This window comes from Winogradskyella wandonensis, assembly GCF_004346845.1.
Lineage (GTDB): Bacteria > Bacteroidota > Bacteroidia > Flavobacteriales > Flavobacteriaceae > Winogradskyella > Winogradskyella wandonensis.
The window spans coordinates 163632-188952 of the sequence record NZ_SMGI01000001.1; the positions used below are offsets into that span (position 1 = coordinate 163632).

Below are 25321 nucleotides of genomic sequence, written 5' to 3' on the forward strand. Positions count from 1 at the left end.
AAATAAAATAGGATTAATAGGTTAGGGATTTCTTAAATATACTTGTTATATAAGTAAATACGTTATTGTAGAACTATCTTGTTGCCAATGTAGGTGGTATTCATCGTAATTTCATTAATTTTAGAGACTTAATTTTTGTTATCCATGCCAAATAAAAATATATTCTTACTGCTGTTTTTAAGTTTTTCATATTTGTCTTTTGGGCAGTTCAGTGTTCCTGGCGGTGTAACTTGTGATCAAGCTGCTCCAATTTGCTCGGATAATTCTGGAACCTATGTTTTTGAGAACAATATTGATAATACTACCAATATTAATATGCAGGTGGGCTGTTTGGGAGATGCTCCTAGACCATCATGGTTTTTTTTGCAGGTTGACCAGACAGGAGATTTAGCTTTTACGATTAATCAATGGCAGGATATTAACAACGACGGAATTAATAATGACGGACCAGGAACAGGTATTGATGTAGATTTTATAGCTTGGGGACCTTTTGCTTCGGATACAGGGAATTGCAATAGTGTGAATATTAATTGTCCTGGATGTCCTGATAATACTGTTAATCCCACATTTTATCCTAATGATTTAGATAATTCTAATATAATTGATTGTAGTTGGTCTCCTCAACCAACAGAAACGTTAACTATTAATGGCGCGCAGTCTGGAGAATTCTACTTACTGTTGATTGCTAATTACGGCAACGGTCCATTTGCTCCAGGAGTTGATGGAGCAATAGAAATAGTACAAACAAATTTTGGAACTCCTGGAAGTGGCTCTACAGATTGTAGTATTATAGACGTTAACGGAATATTAGGTCCGGACCAGAACATTTGCGATATGTCATCAATTCCTTTAGACGCAAATCCTAACAGTGACCCTACTTTTGTGGATTATACATGGGAATTTAATGACGGAAGTGGTTTTGCTCCAATTCCTGGTACAGATGGATTGTCTTCTATTTCAGTTTCTAATGCAGGAGAATACCAGGTGACTATAACTGATAATCTTGGTGGCTCTGATACCGACGTTATTGAAATCACAGTTACAGCTTTACCAACTGTTAATCCTGTGCCGCCACAGTTAATTTGCGACGATAATAATGATGGTATTTTTAGCTTCGATTTTACAACTCTAAACGCTACAATAATTGGCGCACAGACCGATGTAGAGGTGAGTTATCATAATACTTTAACTGATGCGCAGATGGATATGAATCCTATAACAGGATTGTACCCCAACGCTGCACCTTACACGGCTGAAACTATTTTCATCAGATTAGAAAATACGCTAAATACAGATTGTGCAAGTACAGGAAGTTTTACAATTAATGTTTTTAATACACCAATAGCTAATGCAGTAAATGACCAATTAATTTGCGATGATAATAATGATGGATTTTGGGATTTTGACTTAGATGCTCTAAGAGCTACAGTTTTAGGTACTCAAGCAGCTACTGATTATACGGTGACATTTCATCCAAGTCCAGCGGATGCAGATGCCAACGCCAATGCTTTACCTAATACTTATACAAATCAAAACGCTTACACAGCCGAAACTATTACTGTAAGAATTGAGAATAATGCCAATACAGGATGTTATGCCACAACAGATTTTATAATCGATGTATTTGACCTGCCAACAGCAGGCGTCGTACCACCTCAATTAATTTGTGATGACGATAACGATGGCTTCTGGGATTTTGATTTAGATGCGCTACAATCTTTTGTTTTGGGTACGCAAACAATGACACAATACAATATCACGTTTCACAATTCTCAAGGTAACGCAGATACAGGTGCAATGCCGTTAACAAGTCCATACACAAATCAGGTGGCATACCAACAAGAATCAATTTTTGCTAGGATTGAAAATGTGGATAATCCATTATGTTCGGCAACTTCACAGTTTGTCATTAATGTTTTCGAGCAGCCAATACCTTCAACTTACACATACAGACTATGCGATGATAATGCAGACGGTGATGATACCAATGGATTTGTAGATTTTCCTTTAACTCCATCTGATATAGATAGTTTTGTGTTAAACGGTCAAGACCCAGCGCTATTTACAGTAACGTACCATTTAAACCAATCTGATGCTGATAACAATGCTGGTGCAATCACTAATTTATATACAGACGATAGGCAAATTATTGCCCGTGTAGAGAATAACAATAATACAGATTGTTATGAAACGATACAAGTAGATTTAGAAGTCAATGCGCTACCAGTTGTAGTAAATGCCGTAAGTTTATTACAATGTGATACGGATACCGATGGGATTTCGGATTTTAATTTAACCGAGGCAGAGGTTTTAATTTCGGCAAACCCAACCCAACAAACATTCACGTATCATTTGACCGCCGCAGATGCCGATACAGGGGCAAATCCTATACCTAATACTTTGGCATATCCAAATACAGACCCATCATCAAATCCGGATGTCTTATTTGTGCGCACTGAAAATGCCGACGGTTGTCATCGCGTTTCGCAATTAGATTTGTTTGTATCTACAACCTCTATTCCTCCTGGATTTACCATTCCAACGTATCAAGAATGCGATGATACAAGAGTTGATGATAATATTACAGATGGGATTACTGTTTTCGATTTTAGTAGTGCTACGCCTCAAATTGTGGGATTATTTCCAGTAGGGCAAGCTATTACCGTGACCTATTACGAAACTACCGCAGATGCTTTGGCAGAAACTAACGCTATTCCAGATATTTCTAATCACATTAACACGGCATCACCTTTTAATCAAACGATTACATACCGTATAGATAGCGATGTAGATAATTCATGTTTAGGTATTGGTGAGTTTATGTTAGAAACAATCAATCCAATGCCAAATCTAAATCCAGACCCAATTATTGTTTGTGATGATGTCACCGTAGGTGATTTGGTAGAAACTATCGATTTAACCCAGCGCGAAGCATTTATTTTTAATGGTGAAACTAACGTTTCTGCAACGTATCATTTAACTTATAATGATGCTGTTGCGGCTAATAATGCCATACCTACGCCGATGGCTTATACGAATACAAACCCAGCTGAAACTATTTTCGTAAGAATAACAAATACGGATAATTGTTTTGCTATTGTCGAGTTAGATTTGCTCGTTAATCCCCTACCAGACGATAGTGCAGTAGTCACCGATTATTTTGAGTGCGAAAACAATACCGATTTCTTTTTTGATTTCGATTTAGAAAGTAAAACAGATGAAATTCTGAATGGGCAAGACCCAATGCAATATACGGTGACTTATCATGAGTCGCAGTTAGATGCTGATAACTTATCAAATCCATTAACAAGTCCATTTACAAATACAAGTAGCCCTCAAACTATTTATGTAGCGATTACGAATAACACAACAGGATGTTCCATAAGTACCATTACGTTTAATATTGAAATTAACGAAGGTGCTGAAGCTGGAGATTATTTCTATGAACTTTGTGACGAAACAAACGAAAATGATGGCTCAACACAATTCGATTTAGAGAGTCCAGATATAGTCAATGCAGTCATAGGAACGCAAGACCCAGATGAGTTTACGTTGACATTTCATGCCACGGAAGATGATGCTATAAATAATGAAAATCCTTTGCCTCTGCTTTATGAAAATTTCGATACTCCACAACAAATAATTTATGCAAGAGTAAGTAACAACATTAGGCCGGACGAATGTTATGATATTTCAGAAGTCACGCTTCAAGTAAATTTACTTCCAATTTTTGATTTGGATGACGAATATATCTTATGCTTCACAAGTAATGATGAAGCCATTGTGCCAGTACCGCCAATTTTAGATACAGGGTTATCTGCAACAGATTACACGTTTGAGTGGCGCTTAGATGGCACTGTTCTTCCAACAGAAACAGGACCAAGTTTAACACCAATACAAGGCGGAATATATGACGTAACAGTTACTGATATTTCTACATCTTTGGTTACGATGTGTCAAAATTTCGATTCTGCATTGGTTATTGAAAGTGGACTTCCAGATACTTTTGATGTTGAGGTCACTTCACAAGCTTTTACAGGTAATAATATGATTATTGCTACTGCAACAGGTAACAGTACTTATGAATTCAGTCTGGATAATGGTCCTTGGCAATTAGAAAATGAATTCGAAGATGTCACAGGAGGCGAGCACACGGTTTATGTTAGAGACGTCAATGGTTGTGGTATAGTGTCAAGAGACGTCACAGTGATTGATTACCCAAAATTCTTTACACCAAATGGCGATGGCAATAACGATACATGGACTATAAAAGGGATAAACACTCAACCGACAGCAGTGATTTATATCCACGACCGATATGGCAAACTCCTTAAACAATTAAGTCCAACAAGCGTGGGTTGGGATGGAACATACAATGGCAAGAATATGCCAGGTACGGACTATTGGTTTACGCTACAATACACAGAACCAACTACAGGAGAAACAAAATCCTTTAGTGCCCATTTTGCTTTAAAACGGTAAAAGGAATCGAAACGTAAGCCTTTGAATTTCTTCAAAGGCTTTTTTAGTTGATAAAAAGGTTAATATTTTTAGGGTTGTGCTAGTTAATCATGCGAAAGTTTCGTTACATCGATATAGAAAGGATTTTAACTCAGTCTTTGTTAAAATTTTATTAAATTCCATTCCTTAATTTTCAGAAGATACAGAATGCGACGATTTACCCTTTTCTGTTTATTGTTTTTTGCAATAAACGCTTTCTCCCAAACCCAAAGAGCCTTACCTCTTGCCAAATATGGCGATAATTTAAGTCAGCCTTTAACTGCCAAAGAACGTGCCTTTATTGATGAGGTTTATGGACAGCATGCTAATAAATTTGTTTACAGTAATCCTCATAGACTTAAAGCAATTAAGCATATTCTTAGAAATAGGGTTGTGATTAAGGAAATGATGATAGACGACCCAAAAAAAGCATATCCAAAACTCTCAAAAGTACCCTTACAGACAGGTTTTGTTTCTAATTTAAAAAGAGATAAAATTTTTAACCCAGAGGATTTTAATCCTTTAAAGTATCAATTCAAGTTTTATGCTCGAGGTGGTGCTGGATATAGAGTTGATGGTACAAACTATCATATTTTTATTAAATCTCAATTTTAATCAAAGGACATGAATATGAAAAATATTATTACACTTTTATTTCTTTTCAATTTTGTTCTTCTTTCCGCTCAGGATGCAATTATGCAAGACGGAGTAACCGTGAATCAATGTTCAGGTACTTTTTTTGATTCTGGTGGAGCTACAACAAATTATTCAAGTAATGAAAATCTGACCTTTACAATATGCCCAGATACACCAGGTGACTTAGTACAAGTGGAATTTACAAATTTCACAACTCAAAATGGAGTAGATATTTTATCTATATTCAACGGAGATAATGATACTTCACCACCTTTAGGAGATTTTTCAGGAAATAATAGCCCAGGCATAGTTCAGGCTACAGATACAAATTCTACTGGATGCCTAACTTTTGTGTTTATAAGTAACTCTAATGGAAATTCTACAGGATGGTCTGCAAATATCTCTTGTAATACACCTTGCCAAGACATTACGGCTCAAGTAGACAGCACTGTTCCCGCAGAAGATGCGGACGAAGTTGTAAGGATATGTACCAATGAGCCTATTACTTTTAATGGTAGTGCTGTTTTTTCTAACGATGGTACTGGAGCTACTTATCAATGGGATTTTGCAGATGGTAATACAGCTTTAGGTCAGTCTGTTACGCACAGTTTTACAGATGGAGGTGTGTATATTGTAAATTTAACAGTAACTGATACCGACCCACAAGGTTGCTCCAGTACAAACTTAGCATCTCAAACCGTTTTTGTCTCTGGCGAGCCTGATTTTACTGGAACTGAGGCATTAAACTCACAGATATGTATAGGTGAATCGACAGAGATTACTGGTATGGTATCACCATTAACCTACAGTGTTGATTGTACACCTCAAATTTTAGATCAAACTTGGTTAGAAGATACACAAACCACAGGTGATCCAGAATCATACACTTCGACGATAACAGTAGATTGCTATGATGAATCTTTGGTAATCACGGATGTCGCTCAAATTGAGAGTATTTGTATGGTAATGGAGCATTCTTTCCTTGGAGACTTAGATATTTTTGTAACTGCGCCTAATGGTTCTACAGTTTATTTTTCCCAATATGGTGATGGTGATGATCCAGGTTCCTATTTGGGTGTTCCGGATCAAGCTGATAATGGCAATCCAGGAGTTGGATGGAACTATTGTTTTACGCCATCAGCTACTGTTGAAATAGATGATGCACCTCTAACAAATAACACCGTTCCAGAGGGAGATTATTCAGCCTTAGCTTCTTCTTCTTTTGATAATTTAATTGGTTCACCAATAAATGGTGAATGGTCATTTACAATTATAGATTCATGGGCTGCAGATGATGGTACTTTGTTTTCTTGGTCTTTAGATTTCGATAGTTCTTTAATAGCAGGAGATACTTCTTTTACACCAGTAATTATATCGGAGTCTTGGGATGCAGACCCATCTATTACTAATACAACCGGTAATACTATAACAGTTGAGCCTGCTACTTTAGGCCAGCATTGTTATACTTACAGGGTTGTAAATGATTTTGGATGTGAATATACAGAAGAAGTATGTATAGATGTTGTTGACTTAGATGACCCAAGTTTTACAGTTACGCCAGCTTGTGGAGGTGGTACCGCAAACATAACTGGTGATACAGGCGGTACTTTTGCACTAAACCCAGTGCCTACGGATGGCGCTGTAATTAATCCTACTACTGGAGAAGTTACTGGTGGAGGATCTGCCGTTACCTATACCGTGGAGTATACAACAGCAGGAACTTGTCCACAAACAAGTACACAAAATCTTACGACTCTTGTGTCTGATGTAGACCCAAGTTTTACAATAGCACCAACATGCGATGGAGGAACTGTGACCATAACTGGTGATACAGGTGGTGTTTTTGCGTTTAATCCTGTGCCAACAGATGGAGCAGTTATTAATTCTGTTACTGGAGAAGTTACCAATGGAATCTCTGGAACTACCTATACCGTAGAATATACGACTTCTGGGACATGTACATTAAGTTCAACTCAAAATGTTACGGTAATTACCGCTGATGATTCTAGTTTTACAGTTACACCAACTTGCGATGGTGGTACAACAACAATTACTGGAGATGTAGGCGGAACATTTGCTTTCAACCCTATGCCAACCGATGGTGCAGTAATCGATACATCTACGGGTGAAGTCACAGGAGGCTTGTCTGGTGTTACCTACACCATTGAATATACTACGGCTGGAACCTGTCCTACCACAAGCAATCAGAGTTTAACAGTCGCAACACAGGATGATGCGAGTTTTACGATGACGCCGACTTGCGATGGCGGTACAGCCAATATAACAGGCGATGCCGGAGGTACATTTGCTTTTAATCCACTACCAACAGATGGAGCAGTAATCGATGCGTCTACTGGAGAAGTCACTAACGGAACATCAGGAACAACATATACCGTAGAATATACAACTTCAGGGACTTGTCCAGAGACATCTACTCAAGATGTTACAGTTCTTGCAGCAGATAATTCGAGTTTTACAATGGCTGCCACATGTGATGGCGGCACAGCAACCATTACAGGTGATGCTGGTGGAACGTTTACGTTTAATCCAGTGCCAACAGATGGTGCCATTATTGATACGGCAACTGGAGAAGTTACAAACGGAACTTCAGCAACTACCTATACTGTAGAATATACAACGGCGGGAACTTGTCCACAATCATCAACCCAAGATGTTACGGTACTCACCGCGGATAATCCAAGTTTTACAGTAACACCAACTTGTGATGGAGGTACTGCAACTGTTACAGGCGATATGGGTGGTACATTTGCTTTTAATCCAATGCCAACAGATGGTGCTGTAATTGATACGGCTACAGGTCAAGTTACTAACGGAACTTCTGGAGCTACATATACCATAGAATATACGACTTCAGGAATCTGTCCGCAGAGTTCTACACAAAGCCTAACCGCAATTGCTGCGGATGATTCTAGCTTTACAATAACACCGACTTGCGATGGTGGTATGGCCACAATAACAGGATTAGCTGGCGGAACTTTTGCTTTTAATCCAATGCCTACAGATGGCGCAATGATTGATGCAGCTACAGGCGAGGTGACTGGTGGTGCGTTTGGAACTACTTACACCATCGAATATACGACATCTGGTACGTGCCCTACAACAAGTATAGAAAATCTAACAGTATTAACCTTAGATGACGCCAGTTTTACGATAACACCAACTTGCGACGGTGGAATTGTTACCATTACGGGTGATGCAGGAGGTGTATTTGCCTTTAATCCTGTGCCAACTGATGGAGCAACAATTAACACATCTACTGGAGAAGTAACAAACGGTACATCGGCTACAACCTACACAATAGAATACACGACTGCAGGCGCATGTCCAGATACATCTACTCAAGATGTCACAGTACTAACAGCCGATAATCCAAGTTTCACTATGACACCGACGTGTGATGGTGGTACAGCAACCATAACAGGAGATTCCGGCGGAACTTTTGCTTTTAATCCAATACCGACAGATGGTGCTGTAATTAACGCATCTACTGGAGAAGTCACTGATGGCACTTCCGGTTCGACATATACTGTTGAATACACGACTGCAGGAACCTGCCCACAAACAGCAGTGCAAAATCTTACTGTAATTACAGAAGATGATGCAAGTTTTACAGTAACGCCCACCTGTGATGGTGGTACTGTAACCATAACTGGAGTACCAGGAGGAACCTTCGCATTCAGCATTCCTCCATCCGATGGTGCAATTATTGATGCCAATACAGGAGATGTTACTAATGGTACACCTGGCGAAACATATACCATCGAATACTCAGTTTCTGATGTTTGTCCAAACAGCAACATAGTATCGTTTAATGCTAATCCATTACCAGATGCTAATGTTGTAGTTGAAGATTTCTTTGAATGTGAAAATGGCACGGACTTTCTTTTTGAGTTTGACTTGGAAAGCAAAACGGAAGAAATTCTTAATGGTCAGGATTCAACGCAATTTACGGTTACTTACCACGATTCTCAGGCAGATGCTGATAATTTGGTAGATGCTCTAGCGAGTCCTTACGAAAATACGATGAATCCACAGCCAATTTATGTTGCAATTACTAACAACACAACAGGTTGCTCTATAAGTACATTAACGTTTAATATTGAAGTACAAGAAAGTGCTGAGGCTGAAGATTATTTTTATGAGCTTTGTGATGAAACAAACGAGAATGATGGCTCTACTCAATTCGATTTAGAGAATCCAGATTTAGTGAATGCAGTCTTAGGAACGCAAGACCCAGATGAGTTTACGTTGACATTTCATGCCACGGAAGATGATGCTATAAATAATGAAAATCCTTTGCCTCTGCTTTATGAAAATTTCGATACTCCACAACAAATAATTTATGCAAGAGTAAGTAACAACATTAGGCCGGACGAATGTTATGATATTTCAGAAGTCACGCTTCAAGTAAATTTACTTCCCATTTTTGATTTGGATGACGAATATATCCTATGTTTCACCAGTAATAACGAAGCTGTTGTGCCAGTACCGCCAATTTTAGATACAGGATTATCTGCAACAGATTACACGTTTGAGTGGCGCTTAGATGGCACTGTTCTTTCAACAGAAACAGGACCAAGCTTAATACCAATACAAGGCGGAATATATGACGTAACAGTTACTGATATTTCTACATCTTTGGTTACGATGTGTCAAAATTTCGATTCTGCCGAAGTTATTGAAAGTGGATTGCCAGATACATTTGATGTAGAGGTAACCTCGCAAGCCTTTACAGGAAATAACATGATTATTGCCACTGCTACTGGTAATAGTACGTATGAGTATAGTCTAGATAATGGTCCTTGGCAATTAGAAAATGAATTCGAAGATGTCACAGGAGGCGAGCACACGGTTTATGTTAGAGACGTCAATGGTTGTGGTATAGTGTCAAGAGACGTCACAGTGATTGATTACCCAAAATTCTTTACACCAAATGGCGATGGCAATAACGATACATGGACTATAAAAGGGATAAACACTCAACCGACAGCAGTGATTTATATCCACGACCGATATGGCAAACTCCTTAAACAATTAAGTCCAACAAGCGTGGGTTGGGATGGAACATACAATGGCAAGAATATGCCAGGTACGGACTATTGGTTTACGCTACAATACACAGAACCAACTACAGGAGAAACAAAATCCTTTAGCGCCCATTTTGCACTTAAGCGCTAAACAAATTAATTATCTTAAAAACAAAGCCTCGCAATTTTGCGAGGCTTTGTTTTTGGTCTATTTTCTATATTCTGATAGCTTTAGTATTATAAAATTAACCATTCATAGAGATTAAAAACTCTTCATTGTTTCTGGTTTGTTTAAATCTATCATTAATAAATTCCATAGCTTCAACAGGATTCATGTCGGCAAGATATTTTCGCATAACCCACATACGCTGAATCGTATTATCATCTAACAATAAATCATCACGACGTGTACTCGACGAGGTTAAATCAATTGCAGGGAAAATACGGCGATTGGCAATCTTACGATCTAATTGTAATTCCATATTACCAGTACCTTTAAATTCTTCAAAGATAACTTCATCCATTTTAGAGCCAGTTTCCGTTAAAGCAGTAGCTATAATAGTTAAGGAGCCACCATTTTCTATATTTCTTGCAGCTCCGAAGAAACGTTTTGGTTTGTGTAATGCATTGGCATCAACACCACCAGATAGAATTTTACCAGAAGCCGGTTGTACTGTATTGTAGGCGCGAGCCAAACGTGTTATAGAATCTAAAAGAATAACTACATCATGGCCACATTCTACGAGTCTTTTTGCTTTTTCTAAAACGATATTGGCAATTTTAACGTGCTCATGGGCTTCCTTGTCAAAAGTAGATGCTATAACTTCGCCACGAACGTTACGCTGCATATCTGTAACTTCCTCTGGACGTTCGTCAATTAATAAAATCATTTGATAAACTTCGGGATGGTTTGCTGCAATAGCATTGGCAACATCCTTTAGTAACATAGTTTTACCAGTCTTTGGTTGAGATACAATCATGCCACGTTGGCCCTTTCCAATTGGCGAAAACAAATCCATGATTCGTGTAGAAATGGTGCTCTGTTTTTCGGCGATATTAAATTTTTCTTTCGGAAAAAGTGGTGTTAAATGCTCGAAAGCAACGCGGTCTCTTACAACTTGAGGACTCTGGCCGTTTATCTTACTAACCTTAATTAAAGGAAAATACTTTTCGCCTTCTTTTGGAGGACGCACATGGCCTAAAACGGTATCGCCAGTTTTTAAACCGAACAAACGTATTTGAGATTGCGATACATAGATATCATCTGGCGAGGTTAAATAATTATAATCAGATGATCTTAAAAATCCATAGCCATCCTGCATAATGTCTAAGACACCTTCACTTTCTATAATAGCATCGAATTCAAAATCTGGCTCACGGTAACGGTTTCTGTTATCCTTATTGCCATTATTTTTTTGATTTTGATTGTTGTTTTTGTGGCTATTGTCTTTTGTCCGCTTATTGTCGTTTCTTTGATTCTGATTTTGATTCTGATTTTGATTACGACGATTATCGTCTTGTTTTTTAGACTGACTTTGGTCGTTCTTAGAATCTTTAGAATGTTGTTGTTTAGACGTATCTGCTTTTACCTCTTTTTTATCAGCATCAAAATCCATAGATTTCTGTTCACTTTTATTTTGTTGAGGTTTGTCAACGCGAGCTCGCTTTTGGCGCTGCTGAGGTTGTTTTTTATCCGATGCGTCACCAGAAGTACTCTTGTCGTCGTTAGTTACTGCCTTTACAGCGTTAGGATTAGCAGCTTGATAGTCTAGAATCTGATAAACTAAATCTAATTTTTTTAACGAGCGGTACTTTGGTACTTTTAGTTGTTTAGCAATTTCCTGAAGTTCAGGTAATTTTTTTGCTTTTAACTGAGCAATTTCAAACATTGATATATGTGTATAGTATTTTAATTATTGGTTTGATTATTTAAAATTTCCTTATGAAAACAATAAAAGAAAATGAGAAATATAATCGGAAGAATGAAATACAGTTTTCGTTACAGCATTTCTATTGCAATAATACAATTTTTATTTAAAAATAAAGATATCAATTAAAAATAAACTACTAATTTTGTGCTTTAAAATTTATAAGTATAAATGATTCAGCGAATACAAACCTTATATTTACTAGTTGCTTTAGCTATTTCTGGTGGGCTTATATTTGTTTTTGATTTATATACAGATGTAAACCAGTCAGTTATCTTTGCAAAAGATAACTACCTGTATTTGGGCTTGTTTTTAGGCTCCGCTTTATTATCTTTGATATCAATATTTAGTTACAAAAATAGACAGACGCAATTTGTTTTGGGTCGACTTAATATAATATTAAACTTTATTTTACTAGGAGTGTTCGTGTATCAATCTCTAAATTTATCTGGAGAAGCTACGGTTTCTGAGAAAGGTATTGGGATGATTCTTCCTATTTTTTCTATCGTGTTTTTAGTCTTAGCAAATAAGGCAATTAAAAAGGATGAAGATCTTGTAAAATCTGTAGATAGATTACGATAAACACCTAAAATCTTAGTAGTATTAGTGCGAAAAAGCCCGAAGTGAACGCTTCGGGCTTTTTATTGTTCATGAGGTCTAGCAATGACTAATTAGAAATAGGTGGCTTCGAGTGCCTCAGCCACCGATGCTATAAGTTTTGGTCACTGAGGTTCTCGAAGTGACTAAAAGCAAGGTTTAAAATCATCTCGGAAACTCAATAACTTCAAGATTGTCTATTTTTTTTCCGTCGATAATAAAACGCAACATCGTCCTTGCTTTATGAAATCCATGTTTACCAACCGCACCAGGATTCATATGTATTAAATTAAGTTTCTTGTCTGGCATGACTTTTAAAATGTGCGAATGTCCGCAAATAAACAATCGTGGAGGATTGACTTTTAATTGTTCTCTTACGCGAAGGTTATAATTTGGTGGGTATCCACCAATATGCGTTATCCAAACATCTACATCTTCGCACATAAAACGGTTGTGTTCTAGAAACTCGCCTCTTGCCTTTGCGTCGTCTATATTGCCGTAAACAGCTTTTAGAGGCTTTAATTCTTTTATGGCATCAGTGACTTTTAAATCTCCAATATCTCCAGCATGCCAAACTTCGTCGGCTTTCGCAACGTGTTTTAGTATAGCCTCATCTATATAACTGTGCGTATCAGAGAGTAAAAGAATTTTTTTCATACTTATTTTCAGCTTCAGCGAAAGTCTGTTTGTTGTTTATTTAGGATTTATTTAGGATATAAATCTACTATCTTTGTAGCTTTTGAAAGCGAAAAATCAGATTTTTTTGAGATATTTTATACAGTTGTCATATAATGGAAGCGCTTATCATGGATGGCAGATCCAGCCTAATGCCATAACTGTTCAGGAAACCCTAGAAGATGCCATTTCAAAACTTTTAAACCTAGATATAAGCGTTACAGGTGCGGGTCGTACAGACACTGGTGTCCATGCCGCGCAAATGTTTGCACATTTTGATTATAACAGGTCTATCGATACAAAAACGTTGATGTATAAGTTAAATTCATTTTTACCAAATGATATTGCTATACACGATATTTTTCGAGTTAAAGATGATGCACATGCCCGCTTTCATGCGATAAGACGGAGTTACAACTATAAAATTACATTGGTAAAAGATGTTTTTCAGTATAACTACGCGTACTACATACATCAAGATTTAGATGTAGATAAAATGAATGAGGCAGCTAAAATCTTATTGCAATATCAAGATTTTCAATGTTTTTCTAAAAGCAATACGGATGTTAAAACCTATAATTGTAAAATTGAATTTGCTCAGTGGAAACTTAAAAATAACACATTAGTTTTTACCATTAGCGCCGACCGTTTTTTGCGAAATATGGTAAGAGCTATAGTTGGTACATTGGTTAATATAGGCTTAGGCAAAATGGAGGTTGATGATATGCATCGCATAATTGCATCTAAAGATAGAGGCGAAGCTGGATTCTCGGTGCCTGCAAAAGGCTTATATTTGACAGAAGTGATTTATCCAAAAACTATTAATTTAATTTAAAAGATACCGAAGCAAGTTCGGTACAAGCATGGCAGACAAACAAAAAAAAATATTTGATTTAGGTTTATTTAAACGTTTGCTTAATTACATAAAGCCCTACCGTTTGGTTTTTGTAATTTCTTTAATTTGTGTTATTGGTCTTGCAGTTTTTAGTGCAGCAAGACCGTATGTTCTAAAAGAAGCAATAGACGTAAGTATAAAACCAAGAGCGCTCGATGGTTTTGTATTCTATGTAGTTATAATGATTGGTCTTCTGCTATTAGAGGTAGTGTGTCAGCTTTTGTTTATTTACTACGCAAGCTGGTTAGGTCAGTCTGTTGTAAAAGATATACGTGTTAAGTTATTTAGACATATGCTCAAGTTTAAAATGACGTATTACGATAAATCTTCTGTCGGTGTTTTAATCACCCGTGCAGTAACTGATATGGAGCGTATTGCCGATATCTTTGGGCAAGGTTTGTTTATGATTTTTAGTGATATACTAAAAATGGCAGTTGTGGCGAGTGTGATGCTTTACATAAATGTAAAAATAAGTTTAATTGTCTTTGTAACGCTTCCATTAATTGTTTTTGCGACTAAGATTTTTCAAAAATATATGAAACGCGCTTTTGAAGACGTGCGTACCGAAGTTTCAAACTTAAATTCTTTTGTGCAAGAACGTGTAACCGGAATGAAAATTCTTCAGCTTTTTACACGAGAAAAAACAGAATATAAAAATTTTACTAAAATAAACGAGCGTCATAAAAAAGGATGGTTAAAAACCGTCTGGTATAACTCTATATTTTTTCCTATTGCAGAATTTTTATCCTCATTAACCATGGCCATGGTTATTTTGGTGGGTGGTTACGATATTATTAGTAAGATTCCTGGGACAACAGTTGGTGATTTGGTATCGTTTACGATGTTTATTCCTATGTTGTTTAGACCATTGAACCAAATTGCTAATAAGTTTAATACGTTGCAAATGGGAATGGTAGCTGCAGACCGTGTTTTTAAAGTCTTAGATACAAAATCTCAAATAGATGATACAGGAAGTCTAGAAGCCAAACATTTTGAAGGCCATATTACCTTTAAAGACGTTCGTTTCTCTTATGTCGAAGATGAAGAAGTATTAAAAGGTATTAATCTTGATATTAAATCGGGTGAAACTATTGCCATTGTAGGTGCTACAGGTGCTGGTAAATCTACTATTATTAATTTGCTAAACCGGTTTTATGATATCGATTCTGGAAGTATAGAAATAGACGGTACTAATATTCAAAAGTTTTCTTTGCATTCGCTCCGCGAGCAAATTGCCGTGGTGTTACAAGACGTATTTTTGTTTGCAGACACCATTTTAAATAACATTACTTTAGGTAATTCTAACATATCCGAACATGATGTTATAGAAGCAGCAAAAGCTATTGGTGTGCACGATTTTATTTCGAGTTTACCTAATGGCTATCATTATAACGTAAAAGAACGCGGTGTAATGTTGTCTTCTGGTCAGCGTCAATTGATTTCGTTTTTACGTGCTTATATGACCAATCCTAGCATCTTAATTTTGGACGAAGCTACCTCTTCGGTAGATTCGTATTCCGAGCAATTGATACAAGATGCCACGGATAAAATTACAGAAGGACGCACATCCATAATTATTGCTCACCGATTAGCAACCATTCAGCAAGCAGATAAAATTATTGTTATGGATGCTGGGCAAATAGTAGAAATTGGTAATCATCAATCGTTACTAGAAAAAGAAGACGGTTATTATCGTAATCTTTACGAAGTCCAGTTTCTTAAGGCAGAAGCTGTTTAATTAATACTATCTCTAATAGTTTTCTGTGCTTCGTAAACAGCTTTTTGACTCTCTATAAAAGATTTCATTATCGGGTGGTCTCGGAAAATTATTCCGATAATGACAGACAATATTGAAAATAAGATAGTTGTCGCACCCAATATGGCAATGAAGAATAGTGTTCTTAAAACAATTCCCCAAAACGATATTTTATAAATACGTTTATAACAATAAGCAAAAAATCCTATCTGAAATAGTGCACTTACCGCACCTAAAATCTGCGGAGGAATATTAAAAATTAAAATAAGAATATTTAAAAACGAACTTAGTAAAGAAAATTGTGCCACAATATACATGGCCATGACAATATGTTCTGTAAGATTAAATTCTTTCCGATTAACAAAGACTAGGCGAGATATAAGTGCATAAATTGGAATAAATAACACCATTATAATCGAGTAATATTCCTGGACAGAAGACATAGCAGATTTTATAGCCTCTTCTTGAGCTTTAACTCCCATTGGATTACCCATTTTAGACAAAGCATCTGGAAAGTATTTATTAAGAATGATAACATACAATCCACCGATAGAAATTGCAAGTGCTAAGTAGCTAATAGGATTAACGTACTTTTTTCTAACGCCATTGATGTAGCCTGCGATAACATCTTCTGGTCTTTTAAATAGATTTAAAAACGTTCGTAATAATTTATTGTCAACATTAAAAAAAGTTTCAGTGATGTGCTCAAATAAATTCCTGAAAGTTAGACGATTTCTTATGACTCTACCACCACATTTGTTGCAGTAATCACTATTATCTATTAATTCTTGTTGGCAATTTTTACATTCCATAGTTTAGATTATTATTTATCCTCCTTTTTTTATGAGGATTATAATAAAAGTAATCACTCCGACTAAAATGGTTGCAGCAACAAGTATTAAGAAAAACACTAAAAACATTAAAATAAAATGTCCTAATGTTAACCAGAACGATGTGCTAAAAACTCGCTTTAAAACATAGAATAAGTAGAAAAAAGTGAGTATTGAAATGATAGCATTAAGCGTAAAGTAATTATAACCAAACGCTAAAAAGGCAATATAGAAAAAAGCAGAAATGATTATTATTTGAGCACCATAATACAGATTTAGTACAACATGCTCAGTAAAGTTGTATCGCCTGAAGCCTGCCAACCAGTATGTTAGCCATGTTGCTAATGCCGAAAAAGGAATACTAATAGTATAAAATAGACTTTGAAAGCTGTTAAACTCTTCGAATTCCATTTTTTTAAAAAAAGGATTTTTTTCTTGACCAGGTAAATTCGATAAATTATCAAAAAAAGTGGACTCGTATAGCTCTGGATTATTAACCCAATGCTCCATTAGAAAAACTTGTATCCCTAAAAACGTTAGGGCAATGGCAAAATACTGAATAACATTAATATATTTCTTTCGTGTACCATTAATGTAGCCAACAATAACAGCTTCAGGTTTTGTAAAGAGATGAATAAACGTTTTAAAAAGCTTGTTATCCATAGACAAGAATTCAGCATTAATTTGCTGAAAAAGTGCCTTTATGGTCAATCTATTTTTTATAACTCTAGCTCCACATTCAAAACAATAGTTCTGATTCTTAGAAAGTGGTATTTCGCAGTTTTTGCAATGCATCAGATAAGGTCTTTTTTTATCTTATCTACTAAATCTTCCTTAGTATCGTACATTACAAACTCTGCATTTTTTACATAAGAGATGGTTCCTGTTTCTTCGCTTACAACTAAGGCTAAAGCATCGGTTTTTTCGGTAATGCCCAATGCAGCACGGTGCCGTAGTCCAAAGCGTTTTGGTATAGCCAAATCGTTATTAACAGGTAAAATAACACGAGTCGCTTTAACAATATTGTTATCTATGATTATGGCGCCATCATGTAATGGGCTGTTTTTAAAAAAGATACTTTCTATTATTGGTTGCGAGACTGTAATATTCATCTCGTCTCCTGTGTTAGTGAGAAAATCTAGATTGTTGTTGCGCTCTATAACTATTAAAGCACCTGTTTTGGTTGTTCCCATCTTAACACAAGCATTTACGATAGCTTCTACATCAATCGTGGTTTCTGTATCACTATTTAAAAACTTGAAATTTTTAAAAATTCGTCGCTTACCCGAGAGATTGGTGGAGCCAACCATGAGTAAAAATTTACGTATTTCTGGTTGAAAGACTACGATTAGGGCAATAATTCCTACCTTCATAAATCCATCGACAATTCTATAAAGCAAGTGCATATTAAGGTAGTCGGTAACTACCCAAACAAGGTAAATTATCAGGATACCAATAAATATGTTTATAGCAACAGTACCTTTTACTAATTTGTAGATATAGTAAAGTAGAATGGCAACTAAAAAGACATCTACAAAATCTATAAATCTAAAATCCCAAAGTTTTATATCGCTCAAATTGGTGGGTTTTTGGCTAATTTAACAAATTACAACGGAAAAAATAGCTCGTCATTTGATATTATGGTTTCAAAGGATTTTATTTCACTTTTAATTTCTATGTAATCTTGAAAACTCATATTAGTATTAAAAAATAATACGATTTTGGATGATTCATTACACTCTTGGTTAAGTGTTTCTAATGCACTTTTAAAGGCTTTTTTCGAAAATTCAAGATTAAAATCTAAAGAAGAAGATGTGGTTATACGGTCCAGGCTTTCAAAAGTTATCCAACAAAGATTTTCATCTTTAGAAAATCGAGAGTCACTTTCTGTGTTAAAGTTTACATCCGTAAACTCCAAAAATCCTAAATTTTTAATAGTCGTATCATTACATGTAAAATAGTTTTTTGCATTTTCGTTTTTGTGCATAGATGCTTTACGCCTTTTGTTTTGTAGATACTGCAGATGCGGAAGCACTTGTTTTAGGGTTAATCGCTTATCTACATTAACAAGCCAATTGGTTGTACTAATTATATTTTTTCGGTTGAATAAGGTAGAGTCTTGTTGGGTCTCGTCGTAAAAAATATAAGCAGATGAGACATCTAAAACGTTAGTAATTTCTGCATTTTCGATTTCGGGAAGTAAAACAGTTTTGTTTTCACTGCAACTGGTAACAACCATTATAAAGACTAAAAGTAAACGCCGCATTTAGTTAGATTTTAGTTGATTAAACAGTGTAACGCATTCTATGGCTTCTTTAACATCGTGCACCCGCAAAATTGAAGCGCCATTTTCTAATGCAACCATATTTAAGGCAGTAGTGCCGTTAAGAGCTTCTTTTGCCGAGGTATTTAGGGTTCTGTAAATCATAGATTTACGGGAAACACCTGCCAAAATGGGTTTGTCAGCGATTTTTAGGAGGTCTAAGTTGTTCAGTAGTTTATAGTTTTGCTCTAGCGTTTTGGCAAATCCAAAACCTGGGTCAATAATAACATCATTAATCTTTGCTTTATGTGCTAGAGCGATTTGTTTACCAAAGTAGCTTATAATATCTTTAATCAAATCTTCATAATTGGTTTGTTTCTGCATAGTTTGTGGTGTCCCGCGCATGTGCATCATAATATACGGAACACCAAGCATGCCAACGGTTTCAATCATTTGATTATCTAATTTTCCTGCGGAAATATCATTAATTAATGCAGCGCCAGTTTCAATACTTTCTTTTGCAACTTTACTTCTAAATGTATCTACTGAAATTAGTGTTTTGGGGAAATGCTTTAAAATTAAGTCTATTATTGGTATAACACGATGTATTTCTTCGGTCTCTGTAACAAAATCAGCACCTGGTCTAGAACTATAACCACCGACATCTATAAAACTCGCACCTTCTATAAGCATGCGTTCTGCCTGTTTAAGGATGCTTTTTTCATCTTTGTAACGTCCGCCATCATAGAAAGAGTCAGGTGTTACGTTTAAAACACCCATTACTTTGGGCTGTTCTAAATCAATTAGTAGACCCTTACAGTTTATAGTCATATAGCGCAATTTTCAATTTTTAAAAACCATAGTCCAAAACTTTGAACTTCTGATTTATTTATGCGAAATTTACGCATAATTTTAATGTTATAGAATGCAAGATACTTCAAAGCAATACGACGCTGTTATAACCAAATGTCGCAACCTTTTTAAAAATAAGATGAGTGATTATGGTAGTGCTTGGCGCATATTACGATTACCATCATTAACAGACCAAATTTTTATTAAGGCACAACGAATCCGAGGTTTACAGCAAAATGACGTAAGAAAAGTAGATGAAGGTGAAGTTAGTGAGTTTATAGGTATTATTAATTATTGCGTTATGGCGTTGATTCAGTTAGAGAGAGGCGTGGTAGAGCAACCAGATATTAATACTGATGAGGCTTTAAAGTTATACGATAAGCATGTGTCTGTAACAAAACAGCTAATGTTAGATAAAAACCATGACTATGGTGAAGCTTGGCGCGATATGCGTGTGAGTAGCCTTACAGATTTAATTTTACAAAAGTTGTTACGAGTAAAACAGATTGAAGATAATCAGGGCAAGACTTTGGTTAGCGAAGGTATTGATGCAAATTATCAGGATATGATTAATTATGCTGTGTTTGCAATGATTCATTTGGGAGAAGGAAAATAAATAAGTTTGGTCGCTGAGGCTCTCGAAGCGACTGTATTAATGTTTTATGTGGCTTCGAGAGCCTCAGCCACCATTGTTGTTATGAAATATATCGTTCAAATAAGTAGAGTTTTTGTAGGTGTTTTATTTATCATTTCGGGATTTATAAAGCTTAACGACCCGCTAGGATTTTCGTACAAGCTTCAAGAGTATTTCAGCTCTGATGTGCTAAACATCCCATTTTTAGAGCCTTATTCACTCGGGATTTCGGTATTTGTAGTGGTTTTAGAAGTTGTCCTAGGTGTGTTTTTATTAATAGGTTATAAAAAGAAATTTACGATTTGGATGCTGTTAGGGATGATTGTCTTTTTTACCTTTTTAACGTTCTATTCGGCGTATTTCGATAAGGTAAAAGACTGCGGATGTTTCGGTGATGCGTTAAAACTAACACCTTGGGAAAGTTTTACAAAAGATGTTGTTTTGCTCGTCTTAATACTTATTCTGTTTTTTGGACAGAACTATATTAAACCACTTTTTAAAACTTTACCTAATACAGTTATTGCACTTTTGAGTTTTGTTGTATCACTCTGGTTTGCATATCACGTACTTATGCATTTGCCAGCGATTGATTTTAGAGCTTATAAAATTGGTAATAATCTTCAAGATGAAATGGCTATACCAGACGATGCACCAAAGCCGATTATCGAATATACGTGGACGTTTAAGGTTAATGGTGAAGAAAAAGAATTCGTCACTAGCGGAAGTTATCCGAACGTCGATGGCGAATATATCGGTGTAGAAACCAAAGAGATTGACCCTGGATTTACGCCTGCAATTCAAGATTTTACAATAGAGTCCAGCGAGGAGGATTTAACGACGTATTTCCTTGAAAAAGATAATCTTGTAATTGTGGCAATGTACAATGTTTACAACGCTGAAGAAGAAGGGCTTTTAAAGTTGAAGGGTTTTACAGACGAGGCTATTAAAAAAGGCTATACTGTTATTGGCTTATCTGCATCTGGTGAGGATGCAAAACAACAGCTAAAGTCTAAATACAACCTAAACTTTGATATTTATTTATGTGACGAAAAGGTGGTTAAAACCATTGTCCGCGCCAATCCGGGAATAGTTGTTCTTAACAAAGGTACAGTGACTAATAAAGCCCACTGGAATGACATTGAGGATATTGAATTAGAAAGTCTGCCAAATGCAACTCCAAATTTAGATTTAGATTTAAAAAGACAGTTGGATAGTATTATGGTATTAGATCAAAAGTATAGAGCAAATATGACATCAGATAATTGGAAACTACAATTAGAAATCGATAGCTCTAATACAGCTTTTGTAGAATCTATCTTTAAAAAACATGGATATCCAGGAAAGTCAATAGTTGGAGACAAAACAAGTAGAGTAGCTTGGTTTGTTATTCAGCATTCCAATAAAATTGAGACGTATTTTCCACTTATAAAAGAGGCTGGAGAAAAAGGAGAACTTTCTATGACAAATGTGGCTATGATGGAAGATAGATATTTAACGGAGCAAGGGCTTCCGCAGAAGTATGGCACTCAAGGAGCGACATATTTTATGGGTACTCCTCAAGAGCTTTCATTTTTCTGGCCTATCGAAGATTTTGAGAATGTAAATAAGAGGAGAAAGGAGGCTGGTTTTAGCGAAACGGTGGAGGCATATTCAAAATCGCTTTTCGGTGAAGATTTTGTAATTAAGAATTATACTTATCAAGATTTAAAGAAACTCGGTATACCGGTAAACTAAAAACCACATAAATCCTGTTAACCTATCTCCTAAATAAAATCTTCTACGCCATACTCACTTTAATAGGAGTAGTCACCGTGATATTTTTATTATTTACAGTTCTACCAGGTGATCCTGCAAAAATGATGTTAGGTCAAAATCAAACAGCAGAGCAGGTCGAAGCTATAAAAAAGAAATATGGTTTTGATAAGCCATTGACAACGCAATATCTATATTACATAAACGACCTATCGCCATTATCGTTTCACTCCACCAATTTAGAGGATTACACCTATTTAGAAAATGATAAATATTCAGCTTTAAAACTATTTACAATCGGTAATACATCCACAGTAATAAAATTGCCTTATCTCAGAAATTCATTTGCTAAACAAGGAAAAAAAGTAAGCGAAGTTATAGGCGATACACTTCCAAATACTTTTGTTTTGGCGGTTTCGGCAATTGTTATAGCTATGATTTTGGGATTAATCTTTGGTGTCATCTCGGCACTAAAAAAAGACACTTGGATAGATAAAGCTATTCAGATATTAAGTACCCTAGGTATGAGTGTACCTTCATTTTTTAGTGCTATTTTATTTGCTTGGTTGTTTGGTTTTGTATTGCACAACTATACCAATTTAGAAATGACAGGAAGTCTTTACGAGCTTGATGACTTTGGGGAAACAGTAAATATTAAGTGGAAGAACCTTATTTTACCTGCTATTGTTTTAGGTATTCGTCCGTTGGCTGTAATCATACAATTAATGCGAAATTCATTGCTAGAGGTTATGAGCCAAGATTACATCCGTACTGCAAGAGCTAAAGGTTTGAGCGAATTTCAGATTATAAAAAATCATGCCATAAAAAACGCATTAAATCCAGTGGTCACAGCAATATCGGGTTGGTTTGCGTCAATGTTGGCAGGTGCCGTTTTTGTCGAATATATTTTTGGATGGAATGGATTAGGAAAAGAAATCGTAAATGCACTTAACACACTAGATTTGCCAGTTATTATGGGTGCTGTTTTGGTTATTGCTACGCTCTTCATTCTTATAAATATTTTAGTGGATATCATTTATGCAATTTTAGACCCACGTGTTAAACTATCCTAGATTATCTGACTATTATCATAGCCATTTTAAGTTTAAACGTCTATTTTTGTAAATCATTAAAATACTTATAAATACATCATACATTATGAGAAAGAATATAGTAGCAGGTAATTGGAAGATGAATAATGGCTTGTCCCAAACACAGGCTTTAATTTCCGATTTAAAAAAACAGGTGCAGACCTCGGAAGCCGAGGTGATGATTGCACCATCGTTTACAAATTTATGGCCTGCTTTCGAATCTCTACGTCAAGACACTATCGAAGTTATTGCCCAAAACATGCATTTTGCTAATAATGGTGCCTTTACGGGCGAAGTAAGTGCAGGCATGCTAAAAAGTATTGGCATTAAGACCGTTATCCTAGGTCATAGTGAGCGTCGTGCTTATTTTAATGAAACGGACGAAAGTTTAGCAAAAAAGGTAGATGCAGCTTTAGTGAATAAGATGAGAGTTATTTTTTGTTTTGGTGAAGAATTAGCGGATAGAAAAGCTGGTAAAGAAGAAGCTGTTGTAGAAAGCCAAATTAAAAATGCCTTGTTTCACCTAAAGGAAGAGGATTTTCAAAATATAGTTTTAGCATACGAGCCTGTTTGGGCTATTGGTACTGGTGAAACTGCAAGTCCAGAACAGGCACAAGATATGCATGCTTTTATACGCAAAACCTTAGCAGATAAATATGGAACAGATATAGCTAATGAAGTCTCTATTCTTTACGGTGGAAGTGTTAAGCCTGCTAATGCCAGAGAGATATTTTCTAAACCAGATGTCGATGGAGGCTTAATTGGCGGAGCTTCTTTAAATGCCGAAGATTTCTTTGCGATTGTCAACGCATTTTAGTGATGGCAGACACTATCTACATCGGCTACGATTTTAAAGTATCGCCTCTACAACCAGGAACCGAAATCCTTATTGCTGAGCTAGGCTACGCTGGTTTCGAAAGTTTTGTAGAAAATGAAACAGGAGTTACGGCCTACATTCAGAAAGGCGATTGGGACGCTTTTATATTGGATAATATTCAAATTCTAAATTCGGACGAATTCGAAATTACATATCAGTTCAATGAAATTGAGCAAACCAACTGGAACGCCGAATGGGAAAATAATTTTAAACCTATTGATGTAGATAGCTTGGTGACCGTACGCGCACCTTTCCACAAGAAACCAAACACTAAATTCGATTTAGTTATTGAGCCTAAAATGAGTTTTGGTACAGGACATCATGAAACAACGTATATGATGATTCAGCACATATTAAAAAACGATTTTAAAAATAAATCTGTTTTAGATATGGGATGCGGAACCGGTGTTTTAGCCATATTAGCAGAGAAATGTGGTGCGTATAAGGTAGACGCTATAGATATAGACAATTGGTGCTATCTAAATAGTTTAGAAAATGTGGAGCGCAATGATTGTCATCATATTTCAGTTTATGAAGGCGATGCAACGCTTTTAGAAGGAAAATCTTATGACATCATTATAGCTAATATTAACAGAAACATTTTACTATTAGACATACCAACGTACGCAAAATGCTTGAAAGCTAATGGAATGCTTTTTTTAAGTGGTTTTTATAATGAAGATGTGTCTATCATTAACTCAAAATGTAAAGATTTTAATTTAACACTGAAAGACCAATTAGAACGAAACAATTGGGCCTCATTAATGTTAAAAAAATAACAATCTTATTCCTTAATGTTAATTATCGATTAACTGCCTAAAATTTTAACAAAAAAGTTAATGTTTTGTTAAAGAAATGCGGATTTCCCGTAATCTTTTTCCGTTTTCTAAGCGTAACTTAGTATAAATAATATTATTTACTTATAGATGTTTTGTCAGAGCCAAAGATTTTTTGGCGCTTAAAAGTATCTATGCCTTGTTTTACGTA

18 protein-coding genes are annotated in these 25321 nt (G+C 35.8%); 11 read left to right on the plus strand and 7 right to left on the minus strand.

Annotated features, from left to right (window positions below; genetic code table 11):
- Positions 1 to 144: 144 nt before the first annotated feature.
- The 3 genes from DFQ05_RS00810 to DFQ05_RS00820 all read left to right on the plus strand — a co-directional run bounded on the left by DFQ05_RS00810 (position 145) and on the right by DFQ05_RS00820 (position 10335).
- Positions 145 to 4482, plus strand: a complete 4338-nt coding sequence (locus DFQ05_RS00810; RefSeq protein WP_132702598.1) for a T9SS type B sorting domain-containing protein — start codon at positions 145 to 147, stop codon at positions 4480 to 4482.
- A 186-nt stretch (positions 4483 to 4668) separates the two neighbouring features.
- On the plus strand, positions 4669 to 5115 hold the full coding sequence (locus tag DFQ05_RS00815; RefSeq protein ID WP_132702600.1) for a hypothetical protein: 447 nt from the start codon (positions 4669 to 4671) through the stop codon (positions 5113 to 5115).
- Positions 5116 to 5130: 15 nt separating this feature from the next.
- On the plus strand, positions 5131 to 10335 hold the full coding sequence (locus DFQ05_RS00820) for a T9SS type B sorting domain-containing protein (protein WP_158281878.1): 5205 nt from the start codon (positions 5131 to 5133) through the stop codon (positions 10333 to 10335).
- A gap of 94 nt (positions 10336 to 10429) precedes the next feature.
- On the opposite strand, the gene rho is transcribed toward DFQ05_RS00820, so the two are convergent.
- Entirely contained in the window at positions 10430 to 12073 is a 1644-nt protein-coding gene (gene rho, locus DFQ05_RS00825; protein ID WP_132702604.1) for a transcription termination factor Rho, read from the minus strand.
- Between the two features lie 210 nt (positions 12074 to 12283).
- Here rho and DFQ05_RS00830 point away from each other — a divergent pair, with 210 nt between their 5' ends.
- A complete protein-coding gene (locus DFQ05_RS00830) occupies positions 12284 to 12694 on the plus strand; it encodes a DUF4293 domain-containing protein (RefSeq protein WP_132702606.1) in 411 nt (136 codons plus the stop codon).
- Positions 12695 to 12874: 180 nt separating this feature from the next.
- On the opposite strand, the gene DFQ05_RS00835 is transcribed toward DFQ05_RS00830, so the two are convergent.
- Positions 12875 to 13366, minus strand: a complete 492-nt coding sequence (locus DFQ05_RS00835) for a metallophosphoesterase family protein (protein ID WP_132702608.1) — start codon at positions 13364 to 13366, stop codon at positions 12875 to 12877.
- A gap of 106 nt (positions 13367 to 13472) precedes the next feature.
- Here DFQ05_RS00835 and truA point away from each other — a divergent pair, with 106 nt between their 5' ends.
- Positions 13473 to 14219: a tRNA pseudouridine(38-40) synthase TruA gene (gene truA / locus DFQ05_RS00840; RefSeq protein WP_132702610.1), complete on the plus strand. Its 747-nt coding sequence runs from the start codon at positions 13473 to 13475 to the stop codon at positions 14217 to 14219.
- A gap of 28 nt (positions 14220 to 14247) precedes the next feature.
- Positions 14248 to 16017, plus strand: a complete 1770-nt coding sequence (locus tag DFQ05_RS00845; RefSeq protein WP_132702612.1) for an ABC transporter ATP-binding protein — start codon at positions 14248 to 14250, stop codon at positions 16015 to 16017.
- On the opposite strand, the gene DFQ05_RS00850 is transcribed toward DFQ05_RS00845, so the two are convergent.
- From DFQ05_RS00850 to folP, 5 genes are read right to left on the minus strand one after another with little or no spacing between them, the layout of a single operon-like run.
- Complete coding sequence (locus tag DFQ05_RS00850) at positions 16014 to 16847, minus strand: DUF3667 domain-containing protein (RefSeq protein WP_132702614.1); 834 nt, start codon at positions 16845 to 16847, stop codon at positions 16014 to 16016. The genes DFQ05_RS00845 and DFQ05_RS00850 overlap by 4 nt on opposite strands.
- 15 nt (positions 16848 to 16862) lie before the next feature.
- The gene (locus DFQ05_RS00855) at positions 16863 to 17660 is read right to left on the minus strand and encodes a DUF3667 domain-containing protein (RefSeq protein ID WP_132702616.1); all 798 of its coding nucleotides are present in this window, start codon (positions 17658 to 17660) and stop codon (positions 16863 to 16865) included.
- A complete protein-coding gene (gene cdaA, locus DFQ05_RS00860) occupies positions 17660 to 18442 on the minus strand; it encodes a diadenylate cyclase CdaA (protein ID WP_132702618.1) in 783 nt (260 codons plus the stop codon). Before cdaA ends, DFQ05_RS00855 begins: the two co-directional genes overlap by 1 nt.
- Positions 18443 to 18471: 29 nt before the next feature.
- A complete protein-coding gene (locus DFQ05_RS00865) occupies positions 18472 to 19131 on the minus strand; it encodes a hypothetical protein (protein WP_132702620.1) in 660 nt (219 codons plus the stop codon).
- A complete protein-coding gene (gene folP / locus DFQ05_RS00870; RefSeq protein ID WP_132702622.1) occupies positions 19132 to 19959 on the minus strand; it encodes a dihydropteroate synthase in 828 nt (275 codons plus the stop codon).
- 94 nt (positions 19960 to 20053) lie between these two features.
- Here folP and DFQ05_RS00875 point away from each other — a divergent pair, with 94 nt between their 5' ends.
- The 5 genes from DFQ05_RS00875 (at position 20054) to prmA (ending at position 25113) form a co-directional block, all read left to right on the plus strand.
- The gene (locus tag DFQ05_RS00875) at positions 20054 to 20596 is read left to right on the plus strand and encodes a DUF1599 domain-containing protein (RefSeq protein WP_132702625.1); all 543 of its coding nucleotides are present in this window, start codon (positions 20054 to 20056) and stop codon (positions 20594 to 20596) included.
- Positions 20597 to 20677: 81 nt separating this feature from the next.
- Positions 20678 to 22348 carry a BT_3928 family protein gene (locus tag DFQ05_RS00880; RefSeq protein ID WP_132702627.1) on the plus strand — a complete coding sequence of 557 codons (1671 nt, stop codon included), beginning with the start codon at positions 20678 to 20680 and terminating at the stop codon, positions 22346 to 22348.
- 14 nt (positions 22349 to 22362) lie between these two features.
- Positions 22363 to 23439 carry an ABC transporter permease gene (locus DFQ05_RS00885; protein WP_132702629.1) on the plus strand — a complete coding sequence of 359 codons (1077 nt, stop codon included), beginning with the start codon at positions 22363 to 22365 and terminating at the stop codon, positions 23437 to 23439.
- A gap of 85 nt (positions 23440 to 23524) precedes the next feature.
- On the plus strand, positions 23525 to 24274 hold the full coding sequence (gene tpiA, locus DFQ05_RS00890; RefSeq protein WP_132702631.1) for a triose-phosphate isomerase: 750 nt from the start codon (positions 23525 to 23527) through the stop codon (positions 24272 to 24274).
- Between the two features lie 2 nt (positions 24275 to 24276).
- A complete protein-coding gene (gene prmA / locus DFQ05_RS00895; RefSeq protein WP_132702633.1) occupies positions 24277 to 25113 on the plus strand; it encodes a 50S ribosomal protein L11 methyltransferase in 837 nt (278 codons plus the stop codon).
- Positions 25114 to 25321: the final 208 nt, after the last annotated feature.